Annotated in this window: 14 protein-coding genes; 6 read left to right on the top strand and 8 right to left on the bottom strand. The window is 45.7% G+C overall.

Features of this window, described 5'->3' with window-relative positions:
• Positions 1 to 1,449 precede the first annotated feature (1,449 nt).
• Complete coding sequence (locus FJ444_RS10615) at positions 1,450 to 4,467, top strand: response regulator (RefSeq protein WP_181405128.1); 3,018 nt, start codon at positions 1,450 to 1,452, stop codon at positions 4,465 to 4,467.
• A gap of 21 nt (positions 4,468 to 4,488) precedes the next feature.
• Here the strand turns inward: FJ444_RS10615 and FJ444_RS10610 are convergent, their stop codons facing one another.
• Together FJ444_RS10610 and FJ444_RS10605 are read right to left on the bottom strand one after the other, a co-directional pair.
• Positions 4,489 to 5,211: an ABC transporter substrate-binding protein gene (locus tag FJ444_RS10610; protein ID WP_140958259.1), complete on the bottom strand. Its 723-nt coding sequence runs from the start codon at positions 5,209 to 5,211 to the stop codon at positions 4,489 to 4,491.
• Positions 5,212 to 5,309: 98 nt separating this feature from the next.
• Positions 5,310 to 5,693, bottom strand: coding sequence for a hypothetical protein (locus FJ444_RS10605; protein WP_140958258.1), 384 nt, complete (start codon positions 5,691 to 5,693; stop codon positions 5,310 to 5,312).
• Between the two features lie 156 nt (positions 5,694 to 5,849).
• Here FJ444_RS10605 and FJ444_RS10600 point away from each other — a divergent pair, with 156 nt between their 5' ends.
• On the top strand, positions 5,850 to 6,188 hold the full coding sequence (locus tag FJ444_RS10600; protein WP_140958257.1) for a P-II family nitrogen regulator: 339 nt from the start codon (positions 5,850 to 5,852) through the stop codon (positions 6,186 to 6,188).
• A 116-nt stretch (positions 6,189 to 6,304) separates the two neighbouring features.
• Positions 6,305 to 7,024 carry a sugar-binding protein gene (locus tag FJ444_RS10595; RefSeq protein ID WP_370298040.1) on the top strand — a complete coding sequence of 240 codons (720 nt, stop codon included), beginning with the start codon at positions 6,305 to 6,307 and terminating at the stop codon, positions 7,022 to 7,024.
• On the opposite strand, the gene FJ444_RS10590 is transcribed toward FJ444_RS10595, so the two are convergent.
• Positions 7,014 to 8,528, bottom strand: a complete 1,515-nt coding sequence (locus FJ444_RS10590) for a diguanylate cyclase (protein ID WP_140958256.1) — start codon at positions 8,526 to 8,528, stop codon at positions 7,014 to 7,016. The genes FJ444_RS10595 and FJ444_RS10590 overlap by 11 nt on opposite strands.
• 156 nt (positions 8,529 to 8,684) lie before the next feature.
• Positions 8,685 to 10,904, bottom strand: coding sequence for a GspE/PulE family protein (locus FJ444_RS10585; protein ID WP_140958255.1), 2,220 nt, complete (start codon positions 10,902 to 10,904; stop codon positions 8,685 to 8,687).
• 376 nt (positions 10,905 to 11,280) lie between these two features.
• Here FJ444_RS10585 and FJ444_RS10580 point away from each other — a divergent pair, with 376 nt between their 5' ends.
• Positions 11,281 to 13,140, top strand: coding sequence for a tetratricopeptide repeat-containing diguanylate cyclase (locus FJ444_RS10580; protein ID WP_140958254.1), 1,860 nt, complete (start codon positions 11,281 to 11,283; stop codon positions 13,138 to 13,140).
• A gap of 329 nt (positions 13,141 to 13,469) precedes the next feature.
• Here the strand turns inward: FJ444_RS10580 and FJ444_RS10575 are convergent, their stop codons facing one another.
• Positions 13,470 to 15,230: a DUF4153 domain-containing protein gene (locus FJ444_RS10575; RefSeq protein ID WP_140958253.1), complete on the bottom strand. Its 1,761-nt coding sequence runs from the start codon at positions 15,228 to 15,230 to the stop codon at positions 13,470 to 13,472.
• Between the two features lie 111 nt (positions 15,231 to 15,341).
• On the opposite strand from FJ444_RS10575, the gene FJ444_RS10570 reads away from it, so the two are divergent.
• Entirely contained in the window at positions 15,342 to 15,824 is a 483-nt protein-coding gene (locus FJ444_RS10570; RefSeq protein WP_140958252.1) for an acyl-CoA thioesterase, read from the top strand.
• 337 nt (positions 15,825 to 16,161) lie between these two features.
• Here the strand turns inward: FJ444_RS10570 and FJ444_RS10565 are convergent, their stop codons facing one another.
• The 3 genes from FJ444_RS10565 to FJ444_RS10555 form a co-directional block, all read right to left on the bottom strand.
• Positions 16,162 to 16,341 (bottom strand): hypothetical protein, encoded by a 180-nt coding sequence (locus tag FJ444_RS10565; protein ID WP_140958251.1) that lies wholly within the window; start codon positions 16,339 to 16,341, stop codon positions 16,162 to 16,164.
• Positions 16,342 to 16,344: 3 nt separating this feature from the next.
• Positions 16,345 to 16,524: a hypothetical protein gene (locus tag FJ444_RS10560; protein WP_140958250.1), complete on the bottom strand. Its 180-nt coding sequence runs from the start codon at positions 16,522 to 16,524 to the stop codon at positions 16,345 to 16,347.
• 93 nt (positions 16,525 to 16,617) lie between these two features.
• Entirely contained in the window at positions 16,618 to 16,821 is a 204-nt protein-coding gene (locus tag FJ444_RS10555; protein WP_140958249.1) for a hypothetical protein, read from the bottom strand.
• Positions 16,822 to 17,222: 401 nt separating this feature from the next.
• Here FJ444_RS10555 and rpsJ point away from each other — a divergent pair, with 401 nt between their 5' ends.
• Positions 17,223 to 17,534, top strand: a complete 312-nt coding sequence (gene rpsJ / locus FJ444_RS10550; RefSeq protein ID WP_010179497.1) for a 30S ribosomal protein S10 — start codon at positions 17,223 to 17,225, stop codon at positions 17,532 to 17,534.
• The last annotated feature ends 15 nt before the right edge of the window (positions 17,535 to 17,549 follow it).

Raw genomic sequence — 17,549 nt, 5'->3', positions numbered from 1 at the left:
AGGTGCCTTCCGCTTTCAGGTTTGTCTAGATTGTGTTAGGGACTTATTTGCAGATAGGTCAGTAAGATTGATACGGAGTTGGAGCAGCAGTGAACCGTTGATAAGAAGTTCAATTGCTCTCAGTTCGAATTGGTAAGGCCTGCACCATACAAACTACGCATTAACGGATATTAGCGTTACAAAATGGTGCTTGTTAGAGTTAGATGTCCACAGGCATTCCAGAAGTGGGTTTCTCCACTTCGTTGGATCTTTGTTCTTTATTTAATGAAAGCAAAAGAAGTAACTCTGTTGAGGGTGAGTAATTTCCCCCCTGTACTAAAAGACAGTCTTGCTCACTAATCTCGAACTTGTTTAAATTGTGTTCTATATTCATACGCATAACCTTTATTTTCGTTTGGATTTCGAAAATAAATGTACAACGAATAAATCAGAGAAGGATCTATGATGGGGACAAGGATGTGCAAATTTGGGACATGGATGATATTTGTCCTAATTGGATTACTTACACATGGAAAATGTACTGCGATAGAGTCGTCATGGCTTGGTAAAGGTACTTTTAGCGACGAGCCTAGTGGAGTGATTCGATCGTTAGTGCTGGAGGATGACCATATTTATGTAGGGGCTGAAAACGGATTTATAGATATCGTTGGTGATTCATCTCTAGTATTCAGTAGAGACAACTCAATTCTTGGTGATGGCTATATTTCAAATTTGACGTTGGCTCCAAATGGGGACATTTGGATGACACAATATGGCACGGGCATTTTCATATATTCTCGATATGAAAAGGTACTTCACAAGCTAGACATACCGCCTAAGATCTCAAAATTCGCTTGGTCTATCGCGGTAAACGAAAAAATTGCAGTTGTTAGCCTGATTTCGCAGTTACTTATATATGACATTGAAACCAAAAAAATCTCCCGCGTTAAAGGACCAGGAGAAGATAGAAATTTTAATCAGCTTTATAGTGTAGAATTTTCAGAAAAATATGGATTTGTAATTTCTGATAAGGATGCTGTGTATTTCTATGACCATGTTACTAAGTCATTTAGTGGTGTATCCAGAGAAGTCCTGTTTCCTCAACTTAAAAAAATTACCTATATAAAACTATATGAGGAAGAAATACTTGTCGGCGGCGTAGGTGGAGTATATCGCTGGAAGCGAGTCAATAATGAACTCGACTTTATTCAGCTAGCCTATCCGAAAGCTTCAAGCCGTGACGTGGACCGAGCACTTCGAGATTCTGACGGTACATTATGGATCGCTGCTGGAGGTCTTTTTCAAGCGAAACCAGGAATGACGACATTTGAATTGGTTCAAATTGGGCAGCCTAGGTATTCCTTTGAGCAAATAAGAACGGTCGGAGATATTCAGGAAACTGATAGCGGACGGATTCTTGTAGCATCGAGTCAACTCGGCCTAACAAGTATCAATCCTGCTGATATGGCAATGGATTACGTTCACGAAACCGACTTTCCTTTTCGCAAAGACATTTATGCAATAGTACCAATAGGCGCTGGGCAGTACTTAGCCAAAACGGCGGAGAGCTGGCGGCTCTTCAACGGTGAATCCGGCAAGCTTAGTTCGCTTTCTGGCGGAGCCTTTGACACGGAGCCTGTTCCTCTGGAATCAGGATTACTGCTCGACCCCGCTACGTGTGCAACCTACGAATACAAAAATGAACGCCTTCAATTACGCGCAAAACTCGAAGATCCCAACAACTACTGCCCGTCTATCCAACCCCTGTCGTTTAAGTTAAATAATCACACTTATTTCTATTATCAAAAAAGCAGCCATGCGGGCTTTATAACCATTCACAATAATTCGCTGGTGTCTTATGCCAATGCCCCAAAAAACGTGAAATACGTTACGGTTAACAGCGAAGACAAAATCATTCTGCTGGATAAGAACAACGTTATTTACGAGAGCGACACAAGGGGCGTTTGGATAAAGCATGAATCAGATTCACTGCAGGGTATATTTGTTTACTGCCTGTATGAAGATAGCCGTTCTAAGTTGTTGTATTTGTGTACTTCTGGTGCGGGTCTGAAGCAGTTTTCTCTGGTCAGCAATACGCTGTCTGAAGCCTTTCCCAGTAGTGGGATTCCGCGATTTATTCGTGACGCGCATATCGATAAGGATGGCAATCACTGGCTAGCAACAAACAAAGGCCTAATGTTGGTAAATCAGGATTTTGCATTTGTTTTTGATAGCAGTGACGGGGTTATTGATACCGACTTTAACTACCAGGGAATGTTGTCGGTAGACGAAGACAAAGTTCTCATTGTAGGTGATCAGTTAAGTTACCTCATTGATACACCAAAAATGGTGAAGTATGTAACCGGTCGGCGCGCTCATCAGTCTTATGCCAAGGTAGTGGATTTACAGAGCCGCACAGCCAGAGGCAAGCTGGTAAACCTGCAAAGTGAAACCTTGTCTGTCGAATTCGAAGATGCGCCCGAAGAACTCACGTTTGCTTTTGCTTCTTCCGATTTTCACTACGCGCATTTACAGCATTTAGAGTACCGGCTTGCGGGCTTTCACAACGAGTGGAGTGCGTTGCCCACCAATTACGGCACCATTACTTACTCAGGTTTACCGTATGGGCAGTACCAATTTGAAATCAGAGTGGCAGAAAAAAAAAGTGTGGCGCAGCAGCCGGTTACGTCGTTTGCGCTTACTATTGCAATGCCCATTTGGCTAACCTGGCAAGCGATATGTTGTTACATCGTTTTGGCATTATTGTGCATAGCGGGCATTGTGTACCTCGCTAAACGGTATGCCGATGAGAAAACTCGCATGCTGGCAGAAATTATACGTCAGAAGCAGTCTTCATTACGTGAGATAAATGCGTCCATCACGGAACTACTCAACAAAAAAGACAAACTCGTTCGCAATCTGGTTCACGAGCTCAGAACGCCGGTTATGTTATTGATGGGGCCATTGCTGGATCTGAAACAAAGGGCAACAAACAAGACAGAGCAGGAAACCTTAGATTCACTTTATCAACAAACCAGTCGAATTCGTTCGATTGTAGAGCAGCTGTCTGAAGTTGAGCGAGTGGAATCCATCTCTCAACATCAGCGTATTGAATACAATTTGGACAAGTCAATTCAATATGTTATTGAATCACTTCGTTCCAGCGCAACTGCCAAGCAGCAGGTATTGTCTTTCGAAAACAGGGTGAAACAACCGGTACTCTTGGTAGAAGATTCGCTGGAAAGTATTGCCCACCAGTTAATAGAAAATGCCATTGCGTATACGCAGGAAGGCGGGTTTATTAAAGTGTTGGCTACTGAAGCAGAAAGCCAAATACACCTTGCTGTCACCGATAATGGCATGGGGCTAACACCTGAAGAGCTTCAGATAGTAACGGAGCGCTTTAGTGAGGGGACCAATAGCCGCGGTAAGCCGCATATGGGTATTGGACTCAATTTGGTAAGTGAATTGGTGCTGGCCAATGATGGCTGGTTTGAAATTCACAGCGAACCGTCCATTGGTACTACCTGCACAGCGCATATACCAGTGGAGCGCGTTACCCCCGAAGATACCGTCTGCACGGAAGACCAAGCCTACGAACATATTCACGCCGAATCTGCGGATTCAGCGTTAGAAACCAGTATTACCGAGCCAGGAGCGGAATATAGCTCAGGGAATCTGCCGCTAATATTGATTGTAGATGGCAACTCAGTGGCAACTGAATACTTAACCGGTGCGCTAAGCGACGCGTTTAGATGCTACGACGTACACAGTGCAAAACAAGCGCTGGCTATGTTGCCCTTACTCAAACCTGACATCATTCTCAGTGATTTAAAAATTCCCGGTATGAATGGGATTGAACTGACTCGTGAGATCCGTCTCATGGCCGACTTTGCTGATATTCCCATTGTTCTGCTTACTGCGGAAACCGATCTCGCTTTTAAGAGAGAGGGCTTCCAGGCAACCGTCAATGATTATCTCATTAAGCCGGTTGAACGACAGGACCTTGTATTGCGGCTTCAGAATCAACTGGCGATTTCAGCGTTAGCTCAACCTAAACAAGTGCCGTCCAGCAAAGCCTTATCAGAGATCCAGTATGACTATGTAAAATCAATTCTGCCTGAATCGCCTTCTGAAAAAGAACGTGTATTTCTGCTGAAGTTGTTGCAAGTAGTTGAAAATAATTATCAAAATGACAGCTTTAGCCGACGCGATGCCGCTTCTGCGTTGGCGGTAAGCGAAAGACAACTAAATCGTACTATGGCTAAACTCATGCCAGATAACTTTACCCAGTTTTTAAAGCGCTTCCGATTAGAAAAGAGCCTGCCAATGTTGGCCGATGGTCAATCGGTTATTCAAATTGCGATGGAAGTGGGGTTTGTGTCAGCGGGTTATTTTAGCAGGTGTTTTAAAACTGAATACGGTTGTTTGCCCAGCCAAATGGAATTCAGCCCCGCTGGGGAAAATACAAAGGACCGACAAGGTTAGTGGGCTAAACTCATCGCGCTGTTATTGAGTTTTAGATGCGTTTTCTGCGATATAGAACTGGTGGCGAATATGAGCAAAGTCGCCGTTGACAACGCCGTCGCGGATGATTTTTTCAAGCTCATCTTTGCGTGTGTACAACCAGGAGTTTTTGTTTATGATCACATGTTGCTCATATTCCTTGGGCGGCTGAAACGTTGCCAGACGAATTTTAGTGTATAAGCCCTGCGAGACCAGCGTGGTAAGGGTACTCTCTTTTACGTGCATAAATGAGTCAATTCTGCCTTTTAGCAGCAAATCTATTTTTTGTTCGATGGATTCAACTGACACGATGCGGCTTTCAGGCACATTCTCTAATACCGACTGACGGCTGGAACTGCGGGTTACTCCTACAATATGTTGCTGAAAACTATTGATGGAATCGATAGAAGACTCATTACCCGCCAACACAAATATAGCGACACTCAGTGATTCATATGCTGGATCAAGACGCAAGGTGTTGTCGCCAATCGGAGCGGTATTCGATACGCCAACCATTATATCTAAGGTACCGTTGTCTACCGATAGCAGTCGTCTTGCGTAAGGCATTGTGCCAATTTCAGACTCTACATCGAGTTTGTTGGCAAGGTAAGCCAAATAGTAGGTATGCAAACCGTCGGGGAAATTGTCTGACACAGCAGAGCGCAACACTTCCTTGCCATACGCGCTCCAAGATAACAACAATAGCAGTAACACCCAGCATCGCATGCGGCTTAAGTCCCTTTGCAAACGAGAGGTTCATAATACGGTAGTCTCATCCACTTGCAAGTAGCACAGCAGAAGGAATTACCTTGTTTGTTATGCCTTTAATCGCAAAGCGGTTTACCCCACCAGGTGCCATCTTCGACATATTTTACGACCAGACCATTGTTGATAAGCAATGCATGGGCGTTATAGCCCGTGTCTTTACCTACCATGTTGCGGTAATTTACGGTCGCACACACCAGATAACCGTAGTAAACGCTATCCAGTTCGTTACCTAGCCAATAGCGACGTGGCTTGCTGATTTTTGCATAGTCAATTGAGTCGGGGTGAGTGAGGTGATAACTGTAGTAGGTTTTTACAATATTCTCGTAGTCAGTGGGATAGCTGCCGTAATCAGCCTCATCAATTTCTTTGTCGGTTGGTAATGTGGTGCATCCACTTAACAGGGCTGCAATCCCTGCTAAACACAACAGCGCTTTGTTCATGATTGTCCTCTAACTGGATTGATTGATTTCGTAAAGCCGATATGGCGATGAATAATAACATTCACAAGCACCAAGCGTGCCGTTTAGGTAAATTCGTTGGTAAATCAGAGATAAATAGTACAGACTGAGCATGTTTAGTACCAGTATTATCCTGTTATGAAAAAAGTCACAGCAATTATAAAACCCTTCCGGCTGGAAGAAGTGCGAGAAGCGCTTGGTCAGGTTGGTATAAACGGGCTAACCATTAGCGAAGTGAATGGTTTTGGACGACAAAAAGGGCACAGCGAATTGTACCGGGGTGCAGAATACGAAGTGGCCTATGTACCTAAATTGAGACTGGAAATTGTTATAGCAGATAACTTACTCGACCAGGTATGTGAAGCCATCATCAATACTGCCCGTACGGGTAAAGTGGGCGATGGGAAGATATTTGTGGCGGATGTAGAAAAAGCCATTCGCATCCGAACCGGTGAAAAAGGCCTGGACGCCCTATAGGGTGAGCATAACAAAAAAAGGAGCACAATCAGGTGTTGAACAACCCATTTTATAGTTTAAGCAAGTTAGGACACACAGTTAAAGCAATATCGGAAACCCTGGTAAAGAGTGTAGCAATAACTGCACTGGCAACATCAGCACTGTACGCAAAAGACATCGAAGTGTCTAAAGCCGTATCGGCAGTGGTTATTGATGGCGTGGCCAATGAATCTGCCTGGGCACAAGCTGAATGGTTGCCAATGACAGAGTTAATGGTGGGTGACATGCCAGCGCCTGAGGATTTTTCAGGCCGCTATAAATTGTTGTGGAACAACGGGCAGCTCTTCCTGATGGCTGAAATTATTGATGACGTGTTGTGGGATAATCATCCCGATCCAATCGATAAATACTGGGATGACGATTGTCTGGAAATCTTTATTGATGCCGATGCGTCAGGTGGCAATCACTTAACCAGTTACAATGCCTTTGCCTATCACATTGCACTGGACGGCAATGTGCTGGACATCGGCCCAAACAAGGGCGATAAGCAGAATTACGTTATTCTGAATGATCATGCATACAGCCGCTGGACTCGTTCAGACAAAGCACCGTTTGCGATTACCTGGGAAATAAGTATTAAAATATTCCCTGATACGTTTACCGAAGATAATCCAGGTGAGCCACTAACATTAAGCGCAGATCAGGTGATCGGTTTTATGCTGGCGTATTGCGACAATGACGGTAGCGAAGAACGCGAACACTTTGTGGGTTCACACGCTGTTGAAGCGGTTAACGGCAGCAAAAACCTGGGATATATCGACGCATCGGTATTCGGCAAAATTGTACTTAAACCATAAGTTTTTGCTGCTTTTGTTCGTACATTAGCATGTCGGTTTGATGCAGGAGTATCGATAAATCGGTGTGGGGCAGGTCGATGATCTGCGCCCCAATACTGGCGGAAACCGGCAAATTGATATCGTCTATGCGCAGTTCCAGGCTAGCCAGCCTGGTTCTTATACGTTCAATCATGCGTTCACCAATATTGCGGCTGTGGCAATGACTCATGATGACAAATTCATCGCCGCCAAGTCGCCCAACAATATCCTGTGGTCGGCATTGCGCATTGAGGATTTTGGCTAAAATAATCAGTGCGTTGTCGCCAACATTGTGTCCATATTTATCGTTAATCTGTTTAAAGTCGTTCATGTCTATAAACAGCATTACCAAAAATCCGCCATCCTTACGGTGTTGCTTTAGCAAGCGGTTGGCCGCTTCTTCCCAGCCTCGCCTGTTTAATACCGGGCAAAGGGTATCACTGGCGGCATTCATATACGCGGTGATTTTATCTTTCTGTAATCGCTTTACTTTTTCAGAGGCGGCGATGGCCAGTAGAAAAGCCTCAATGGTAACGGCAATAATAAGTGCATATCGATGCAGGAACTCACTCACGTGAGGGAAATACACCCTAAAGGCCATTGCAGCCAGCAATAAGAACAGGGCAAGCAGCACCAGGCCAGCACAATGAATCTTGCGTACCATGGCATATACAGTAGCTACCACCAGGGTCAGCATTACAACAATAGTCAGGCTTCCCATCAGCAGGCTGGCGTATTGGTTTAGTGGCGAAGGCACAACCGCGGCCATTCCCCCCAGTGCTAAAACAGCTAGTGCCGCAAATTGAATTATTGCGTATTCCCAGTTCCTAAGTAACAACTTAAACTCCAGCAGCCGGCTAATAAAGCGCTGTGCGGTGTATACGGTTAAGCCTGCAAATACGAGTTTCAAGCCGATGCTGTGTAACCATGCTGCTAGTGGGAAAAGTACTTTGAGCACACCTTCCTGCAACACAAAAAAGAATCCGGCGCTTAGAATGTAAGCACTATAAGCGTAAAAGCCCTCGTTTCGCAGGCTTCTGCCTAAAATGCCCACGTATAAACTCAGTGCAATACAAAGTCCGGCAAAGCCACTAATGGAAAGTAAGTGAAGGCTGTTATGTTGTTGAAACTGAGCGACGGGCTCCAATCGCAATGGCAATTGCCTCGGGCGCACTACGTCCAGTGTTAGCGTAAATGTATAGTCACCGCTTGGAAGTAAGTAGGCAGCTCTTGCGCTACTGAGTGGCACAATGGAGACATCAGGCGGGGTATAAATTCTGGGGCGACTTACAATATCCAGCGGAAAACTCAGCGCCTGGGGCGTATTCAGATTACATTGCAACTGAATGTCCAGTACCCCGAGACTCAGCGAAACCGGCGTGGTGAGAGCTTGCTGAACTGGCTTTTCAATGATGCACTGGGCCAGCACACTACCTGGTAGCCAACAAAGCAAACACATTATGAGTCGCAGCGACATCCTGCACATCTTACATCCGTGAATAGCACTATAAATATAAAACTATAGTACGATTTGCGGATGACTGCGAAAAGAGCCGGCAGATGTATTTGTCGTATTTTACGACTAATATCTTACTGATGCGTAATCAACACAGTTTTTTAAGTTATGCAGTAAGGGGGTGAGTTAGTCACCACCTACAATCTGCACTTGCGCTAAGTCGGTATCCCCTTTTACCACTTTGAAAATGGCGTCCTGTACCAGTGTTCGCATGCCGTCTTTCATCGCTTGTGCCTTCATGTCGGCTACGGAGGCTTCTTTGTACACCATCGAACGCAGCGCCGGGGTCATGCCCAGTAACTCATGCACACCTGTTCGGCCACGATAGCCGGTATCACCGCACTCTTCACAGCCTTTCGCCCGATATAACTCCAAAGGTTCAGGTAGATTTAGTTCACCAATGAGCTCTTCACCATACTGGCGTTTAATAAAGGCGATATCTGTGTCAGTGGCGAGGTATTTTTCCTTACAGTTTGAACAAAGCGTTCTGATTAAGCGCTGCGCCAGAATGCCAACGCAGGCGTCAGAGAAGTTCACCGGATCTAAACCCAAATCCAATAAACGGGTGATGGTTTCAGGTGCCGAGTTGGTGTGAAGCGTAGACAATACAAGGTGCCCAGTGAGCGAAGCTTCGATACCAGCGTGCGCGGTTTCTTTATCACGCATTTCACCAATCAGAATGATATCCGGGTCGGCCCGCAGAAACGCCCGAAGGGCATTCGCAAAGGTAAACCCAATCTTGGGGCTAACCTGAACTTGTTGCAGGCCGGGTTGGGTAATCTCTACCGGGTCTTCGGCAGTCCAGATTTTCTTTTCTGGTGTATTCAAATAACCCAGAATGGCGTGCAGGGTGGTGGTTTTTCCCGACCCCGTTGGTCCCACCACCAGTAAAATACCGTGAGGTTTTTTAATCATTTCCTCTATACGCTGCATATTCGCAGGTGCCAGGTTCATTTTACCTATTGGCATAGCGCCACCTGAGGCCAGAATACGCATTACTACACCTTCACCAGCTACAGTTGGAATGGTAGCTACCCGCACCTCCACTAACTGACCGCTCATGCGAAATGCCAGTTTACCATCTTGCGGTACGCGCTTTTCAGCGATGTTCAGGTTAGACATGATCTTAATGCGGGCAATTACTGCGTTGTGGTGCGATGCCGGAACCTGGTTGATGTCCCGGCACACACCGTCTACACGCATTCGCACGCGCGTCGGAGCGTTCTTTTCCGGGTCAATGTGTATATCTGAGGCATTAAGACGTTTAGCGTCGTGTAGAATTCGGCTCACCAGACGCACAACAGCCGGTGCATCGTCGGATAACTCGTCAAAGTGCTCGTCTGACTCTTCTGCTGACGTGCCTATTTCATCGAGGATTTCGCTCATTTCGCCTGGTGCGCCGCCGCCAACAGAGTCGCCAAGATACTGTAGGATATGATTAGGTAAACCCACTGCTATTTCGTAGCTGTCTATACCCAGGGCACTTTCGATTTCCATTAACAGTGATGCATTATTCGGCTCAGCCATTAACACAGTGGGCTTGTCCCGGGCATCTGCTATTACTGCCACAAAGTTGCGCTTCAGGTAGGAACTGTTTAGCTTGCTTTCGCTCTGAAATAAGTGAAATTTATCAGGATCAAAGGGGATAAAGGGAACCTGATAGTGTATCGACAGCGAGTTACCCAGTTTGGCTTCATTTATGCGGTATTCCGACATGAGACGTTGTACCGTCTGACGCATATCTGTGCTGGATTCCTGTAAATCACTGAGCGCCTTTTCGCTGATCAGTTGTTCGTGCAGCAGTAAGTCGAATGGATTTTTTGTACCGCCCAATTCATAACGGAATTTATTGCCAAGGATCTCGGAAAGCTCCTTGGCAATTGCCATATCGCGGTTGGTGAATGGCCCGTGTTGCTTGTTGATGATTTGCATCACCCCCATCATTACACCCGCGTTGAGAATGGGTACGCAGAGAATATTACGCGTTTTAAAGTCGCTGCTTTTATCGAATCTATCAGCAAAACGCAGGCGTGGGTGAATAGCCGACAATTCTTCAGTGTCATAGGGATTAGAGATGATCAGCGAGCGCTGCGACAGAGCAACATAACCAGCAATCGACAATGGACTGATGGGTACTTTAATTTCGAGAGTTTCTTTGCCGGTTTTAAAACGGGCAACCAAATCCTGATGCTGACGCCGCCGTTGGAAAATACTCATACGCTGGGCGTCGAACAGTCCTAAAATCAGCGGTTCGAGATCTTTGTATGCATCCATTAGCGTAGGGTTGTTCGCCAGGATGGTGTTTATTTCTTCAAATACCCGCGGATTTTTATTTTCTTCTATCATAGTTAGCAACTGCAAGTAGGCCTTAGGCTTTTGTTACACCCTTATATATTCAGGACAAAGAAGGAGAGTAGCACTTTAAATAACGCTTAAAATAACAAAGCACAATTATGGTACCGCGCATTAAAGCTTAATAAACCATAGACACCATATACCGATACTCAGTTCACAGCAATACTACCAAAAGTGTAGCCTAATATTGCATCAGCCTGTGGGTTCAGCTTATTGTTACAGTTAAATATGTGTCATTGTACTAAGTGCTGTCTTGCGGGTCCTGATTCAGATAAATATGGAAATGCGAACTGAACAGTAAAATTTATTCAGATACAGTTTATTTGGAGTATTTAATATTAAATCTGCGATTCCGTACGTAATCGGCTTGCTTACTTATGTTGCCATTGCTTGCCTTACCCTGAGTGCAAATGCAATTGAATTCGACGATGATTTGGCTTCCTTGCGCGCAGATATCAATCAATCCCCAACGGCTGTCATCAAACAAATAACCTCGTTACTGGAGCAAGGCAGATTGCCGTCTGAGCAAATCGAGGCGCAGTACCGATATGTACTAAGTGAGGCGTATTACGCGGCCATTCTGGGTGGGCAGGCGCTGGAACAAAGTCTGCTGGTGGTTTCATTAGCCGAAAAAGCGAAAGATACGCAACTTTTGCAGTGGGCTAATGCTCAAGTGTGCGCAAGTTATGAAATGCAAGGCGATGCCGAAGCAGGTATAACTTATGGATTGAGAGCCCTTGAGTGGGCACAACAGAACAATGATGAAGCGTTGCTGGCTAACAGCCGACTTTCACTGGGGTCGGCGTATATCACGCTGGCGCAATTCGACAAGGCGCTTACCGTGTTGCAAGACGCCTATCTGCAAGCGCAGCGCGACCCTGTTGGCACTAAAATGGACCCTGCCCATGTGGCGTCCTTTATTGCGCTAGTGTATGAATACAAGCACGCCCCCGCACTGACTATTCCTTATTTTATCGAGTCTGTCGACTATTACAGACAGACTCAGAATCAGGTGGAGCTATCTAATTCTCTGTTTGGATTAGGGAAAGCCTATCTGGATTTAAAACAGCCAGAGACGGCCCTCGATTATTTCAACGAAAGTATGGCTATATCACTGTCGCTAGGAGATAAGCAGGGCGAAGCTTACACAGCAGTAGAATTGGTTCGCTTACATATGGATAACCCACAAGTGGCGTCCAAATCAGATACTGAATTGTTGGATTCACTCAATAATGTGCTTAGCGTGTTCGAGTCATCACAAAACCGCTACATGCAATTTAGTACCAATATCATGATTTTGCGATTACTGGAAAGACAGCACAGGCTGGAAGAGGCGCTTGTTGTTGCAGAACGAGCACGGCAACTGGCAGTGAACGAATCCATGCTGAACCAGCGTTATGATGCGCTGATTAAAAAATCTGACATTCTCGCCGGGCTCGGGCGCTTTGAACAGGCTTATCAAGTGCTCTATGAAGCCCACAAGGCATATGAAAGCTACATTAAGCAAACCAATGCCGAGCGGTATCAGCAATCGCGTGCTGAGTTTCAATTGGAACAGGCTGAACTAAACAATCAGGTGCTGGCAGAGAAAAATGCGCGTCAAACTGCTGAATTAACGGTGGCGTCGCGGGAAAAGACCATCGTCTGGCTGGTGGTTGCTGTACTGGCAATTGCGTTCATTGCCATACTGCTGGTGCTTTGGCTGGTGAGAGGGCAGCGCGACTATATGTCCAAACTGGCGCATACCGACGAATTAACCGGAGTGTTTAATCGTCGCCAAACACTGGCGTTACTTTCCAGAGAGCACAAGCTGGCTTTACGATCACAAAAAGCATTACCCGTTGCAGTTGCCGACCTGGACAACTTCAAGCTGATCAACGACAAGTTGGGCCATCACGTTGGTGATATGGTGTTGAAGTTTGTGGCAGACAAGGCAAGGGCGTCGTTGCGCTCAACGGATATTTTTGGGCGCATTGGCGGTGAAGAGTTTTTAATTATTCTACCGGATACCACGGTTGATAATGCACAAGTCGCCATCGGGAAATTGCTGCAAGCGTGTGAAGCTTTACCCAAAGAGTTGCGACAACTCGGATGCAGCAAGGTGACGTTTTCAGTTGGTTTGGTGGACGGGGCGGCCTGTGCAGATGAACATCTGGTGCTCATTGAAGCCGACAAACAAATGTATCAGGCAAAGGCCGCCGGTAAGGCTCGTATTCAGCGTGGCTGAACAGGCAACTTACCGGCCGGTAATATATACCAATTCGCATAGAAGTTTGCTCTCTCAGAGTGATCCCTGAGGGCTAGTCGAAAACGACTTAGATCACGACGCGCACTCTGAGGCATAGTCATTCTATGTCCAGAGGGCGCAACAAAGATATAAGTCGTTTTGGCCACTCCCTTTGGGCAACTCCCTAAGGGCGAACTGGCCGACTTTTTAGCGTTGTTACGCTTGCTTGATTTGGAACCACCAAACCTGTGCAATCAAGCCTAGCTAAAAAGCCTGCTAGTTCACCCTCAGGGGGTTGCTGAGAAGGTAAACTTCTATGTGAATTGGTATTATTGTTCCTCAGCTTGTTTTGAAGTCTGACTGTGGTTGTCATCCAGGTGGGTGCCAATAATCAGGTCGCCAATGCGGATGTGTTTATATTTCGGGGCTTCGTAAAGCACAGTGGCGTTTTCCAGTAGTTTAAGTATGTCACCTTCTGGCGAGTCACCCTTGGTATTTACTGAGTTTACGATCAGCTTTTGCCACTGCTGTTGCCAGGCATACAAATAAAAGGTTGTTCCGCCATACACAGTTTCCTGAATAAGCAGGTACTCGGTTTCGCCGTCTTCATTGGGGTCAACCTGCAGTAAGTACAGATGTTTTATATCTCTCATGACCCAACGGTTAGCGCTCAAATCAATATAAATCTGTTCGAGTAATTCACTGGGAGCAGCACAATCGCGTATGCACTTAACGTTACTCATGAGTAGTGTTTTATCATTTTCACTGTTTATCTCATCCCAATTCATATACAGCTGATTGAGGCGCATCACAAATTCAGGGTGAGTATCGCGGTAAGTTGTCTTCCACTTTTCGATGGCGTCAAATCCGGGCTTTGCCAGGTGGCGCTCAAAATACTGAATGTCGATGTCATCGATTGCGATTTTACCTTCAGCGATGCGGTTCAACTGGTCATTAACCGTGCGCTTTCGCAGGTCTAGCAAAGGGCTGTTTACCGCAACGAGTGTAAGCATAAGTACAACACCCATACCTACATTCACTTTGCCCAGGGTGGCAATCCACGCATCGCGTTTACGCACTATGGCAAGCACGTAGCCAATGGAGAACAAGGCCAACAGAGCCCACACAATGATTCCCCAGAAACGACTCACCGACCAACCATACTGTTCTATGCGCAATGCCAATCCATAAAATACCAGGGCGCTGTAACACGGCAGAAGTGCAATGCCACCATAGATAAATCGGTGAACCGGCAGCGCATAGGGGCGTTCGTTAGCATTGCTCTGGTAAACACTGTTTAACGCAAACAGAATACAGGCTTGCATCCACAGCATTAAATAGCTGCCAGGGCCATTTTCCCAAATGGGTTCCAGGCCAGTAAACGGCAGGGTGACTAAAAAGAGCAGCGACACAAAAATCAGCAATACCAGCAGGTATTTGAGTAACACTTGCTGAAGTCGCTTGATGGTATCCACAATAACAGTAAGGCTGCGGATTAAGATGATGCCAAAGGCAAGGGCCATAGTGAGTATGGGATAATAAAACCACTCTTCGGTAAACAGGTCGTAAAAGAAATCAATGTTGATTACCTTAAACAAGCCTGCCCAAAGCATGAGCACGCCCCAGGTTACCAGAGTAAACGCCAGCCCGAGCCCCAGGGTTAACAGGTTTCGCCAGGAGTAACTGAACAACTTGGGGTAGTCCAGCGGCTCGTCGTCTGCCCACACTTGCAGGTACATCAGCGCTTTAAACGTGAGCAGGCTAATGGCAAAGCAAAACGGGAACAACAGTTCTTCAACATCGGCATGAGGTAGCGGTATTACTTGCAGGCCGGTGTAATAGGCCAGTGCAGCACAAAGCAAGGCAAACCCTACTGCACCGGTGCCTAAGCGAAGGGTGTTGGCATTATTCGCTGCCAGCAAAAACATTGTGGGGCACACTAATACAAACGCATATAAGGTATAGAGCCAGCTCGGCGACGTTGCCGGCCAGAATTCAAATTCGATTGATTCGTGCAGGATTAACAAACAGAAGCCCTGAACCAGGGCAACCAACAACATAAGCAGAGTGGGGTAGCGTGATGTATCCATACAATAACATCCTGAATTGTAATACGCTTCAATGTACAGTACTTTGAATAGACAAATAAAGTCTGTTGCATTGCAGGCTGATAACCACAATAAAAATACGGGACCCTACCTATGCCAGGAACTGAACGTTCGTTAACGCTGCGATTTTTAGCGGAGCCTGCCGATGTGAACTTTGGAGGCAAAGTTCACGGTGGTGCGGTAATGAAATGGATTGACCTGTGTGCTTATGGCTGCGCTGCGGGATGGAGCGGCAGGTATTGCATTACCGCGTATGTAGGCGGTATGCACTTTGTTAAACCCATTCTGGTTGGCAGTATGGTAGAAGTAGACGCCAAAGTAATTTATACCGGCCGAACCTCTATGCATTTACGTATACATGTTCGGGCCGGCGATCCGAAGAACGCAGAGCGCGAATTATGCACCCATTGCATTGCCGTAATGGTGGCCATGGACGAAAACGGCAAACCTGCTCTGGTACCAGAGTGGGAACCTCTAACCGAGCAGGACAGACGACAGCGCGAATCGGCCATTAAGCTGATGGAAATGCGCAACAGCATTCACGAGGAAATGACCACGTATCTGGATGCCGATTAACGCTTGGTGTTTGCTGCATACTTGCGGTAAATACGAATGCTGGTAAACAGCATGGGGATCGGCGCTATCAACAACAGCGCACTTCCGGGCGCAGACCAATCTGCAGTATGGCTACTCGCAAAGGTAATGAGTGAGGCGCTGAGCCAGAGTAGCCAGCATGCTACTGTAGACCCAAGCCAGCAGTATATCCGAGGCATATGCATCAAAAAGCTATTTGCTATCACAGAATTTCTCTTAAATTAACTTAAGAAGAGTTATGAAGCCGGAGAAAGTATCCGGCATAAAATAGGAGTAATTAATATTTGTTCAAACGTTAGTTCAAAGCAAATTCGGCAGTTTATTGATGCAATCCATCATAAAAACCATTACCAAGTCCTGCGCCAAAATTTTCTGCCCAGGTAACCATCATAATATATGTGCCTATATAGCCTGTAACGCCGACAAAAGAACTAAGCGATCCACCTGAAACTAATTCTAGTTCCGAGTCATTAAGTAAAATTTTAGTATCGTTGGTCATAGACTATTCTCCGAGTGTATTGGCAAAGTCATCAATCACGCCATTACTTATCATGACATTGTTGTAAAAATAACCTGCGGCATAACCGACACCGTAACCAACGTCATAAAATAGTTCATTAATAAATTCTGAGAATCCAGCGCCACCAATCTCGTTCATCTGTTCATTTGTTAGTTCATACATAATAATTTCCTTCTAGTTTTTAAATTGACGCAAATTTTGCGCAAAATCAGATTAGAAAATTAATAAGTATTCAGAAACTGAACGAATGAATGTTTATTGGTCAGTATTATCACTGGCTAACATTTTACCCAGTACCATGAAAAGTAAGATCGTATTGGTAATAGGGTTCTCTAGAATTGACACATCGTATACAAACTGAGAGTAAACGATATTCAACATACCTCCACCTACAGCGCAAACAAACATAGTCTTTATAAACAGGTCGAGTTTGCGCTTGTCGCTTTCAGACATCTTCATGGATTTTTCCTTATTTAAGTAACCGTGCTGTGCTAACCGTAAAGCAACCTTGCTGACAAAGTAATGTACTAAGGTACAGTTTGAGTGCAGCGCAGCAGGCAGAAACCAGACCCGGTAAAAAACTAGGGTTAAATCGCAATCAGCAGTTGCATTGGTTTTGTTAATCTGTATAATTCGCGCCCACTTGTCTCCTATATCCTTTATAGATGACATGGTTTCGGCCGCTGCCACACTGCTTTTAGGGTGGACGCCAAAGCAGCATCTTGTCGATGTCGCGGGTGTGTCAGAAACAAAGAACAAGATTCCGATTGGGAATCACTGGTTTATAAGCACATCTTTTCATCCCGTACGAAGGGGAGTGAGAAGATGATTTTTTTGTTCTTTCGATTGGAGCTTAATCGATGCCAAATCAAAGAATTCGTATTCGTTTAAAAGCGTTTGATCACAAGTTGATCGATCAGTCTACGGCTGAAATCGTTGAAACGGCGAAACGTACTGGTGCTCAGGTCAGCGGTCCAATTCCACTGCCTACTCGCAAAGAACGCTATACAGTTCTGATTTCTCCGCACGTTAACAAAGACGCGCGTGATCAATATGAAATCCGTACTCATAAGCGTTTGGTAGACATCATCGAGCCAACTGACAAAACCGTTGATGCTCTGATGCGTCTGGACTTGGCAGCCGGCGTTGATGTTCAAATCAGCCTGGGCTAATAGAAGAGGGTTATA

Origin of the sequence: Aestuariibacter sp. GS-14 (genome assembly GCF_006494365.1) — a bacterium.
GTDB classification, from domain to species: Bacteria; Pseudomonadota; Gammaproteobacteria; order Enterobacterales; family Alteromonadaceae; genus Alteromonas; species Alteromonas mangrovi.
Note: the sequence above shows the minus strand (reverse complement) of the source record. Positions and strands in the feature narration are given on the sequence as shown.

Excerpts from the sequence above, each read along its gene's own strand:
- FJ444_RS10615 (WP_181405128.1), top strand. The coding sequence starts at position 1,450 with ATGGATTACGTTCACGAAACCGACTTTCCTTTTCGCAAAGACATTTAT.
- FJ444_RS10610 (WP_140958259.1), bottom strand. The coding sequence starts at position 5,211 with ATGCGATGCTGGGTGTTACTGCTATTGTTGTTATCTTGGAGCGCGTAT.
- FJ444_RS10605 (WP_140958258.1), bottom strand. The coding sequence starts at position 5,693 with ATGAACAAAGCGCTGTTGTGTTTAGCAGGGATTGCAGCCCTGTTAAGT.
- FJ444_RS10600 (WP_140958257.1), top strand. The coding sequence starts at position 5,850 with ATGAAAAAAGTCACAGCAATTATAAAACCCTTCCGGCTGGAAGAAGTG.
- FJ444_RS10590 (WP_140958256.1), bottom strand. The coding sequence starts at position 8,528 with ATGTGCAGGATGTCGCTGCGACTCATAATGTGTTTGCTTTGTTGGCTA.
- FJ444_RS10585 (WP_140958255.1), bottom strand. The coding sequence starts at position 10,904 with ATGATAGAAGAAAATAAAAATCCGCGGGTATTTGAAGAAATAAACACC.
- FJ444_RS10575 (WP_140958253.1), bottom strand. The coding sequence starts at position 15,230 with ATGGATACATCACGCTACCCCACTCTGCTTATGTTGTTGGTTGCCCTG.
- FJ444_RS10570 (WP_140958252.1), top strand. The coding sequence starts at position 15,342 with ATGCCAGGAACTGAACGTTCGTTAACGCTGCGATTTTTAGCGGAGCCT.
- FJ444_RS10565 (WP_140958251.1), bottom strand. The coding sequence starts at position 16,341 with ATGACCAACGATACTAAAATTTTACTTAATGACTCGGAACTAGAATTA.
- FJ444_RS10560 (WP_140958250.1), bottom strand. The coding sequence starts at position 16,524 with ATGTATGAACTAACAAATGAACAGATGAACGAGATTGGTGGCGCTGGA.
- FJ444_RS10555 (WP_140958249.1), bottom strand. The coding sequence starts at position 16,821 with ATGAAGATGTCTGAAAGCGACAAGCGCAAACTCGACCTGTTTATAAAG.
- rpsJ (WP_010179497.1), top strand. The coding sequence starts at position 17,223 with ATGCCAAATCAAAGAATTCGTATTCGTTTAAAAGCGTTTGATCACAAG.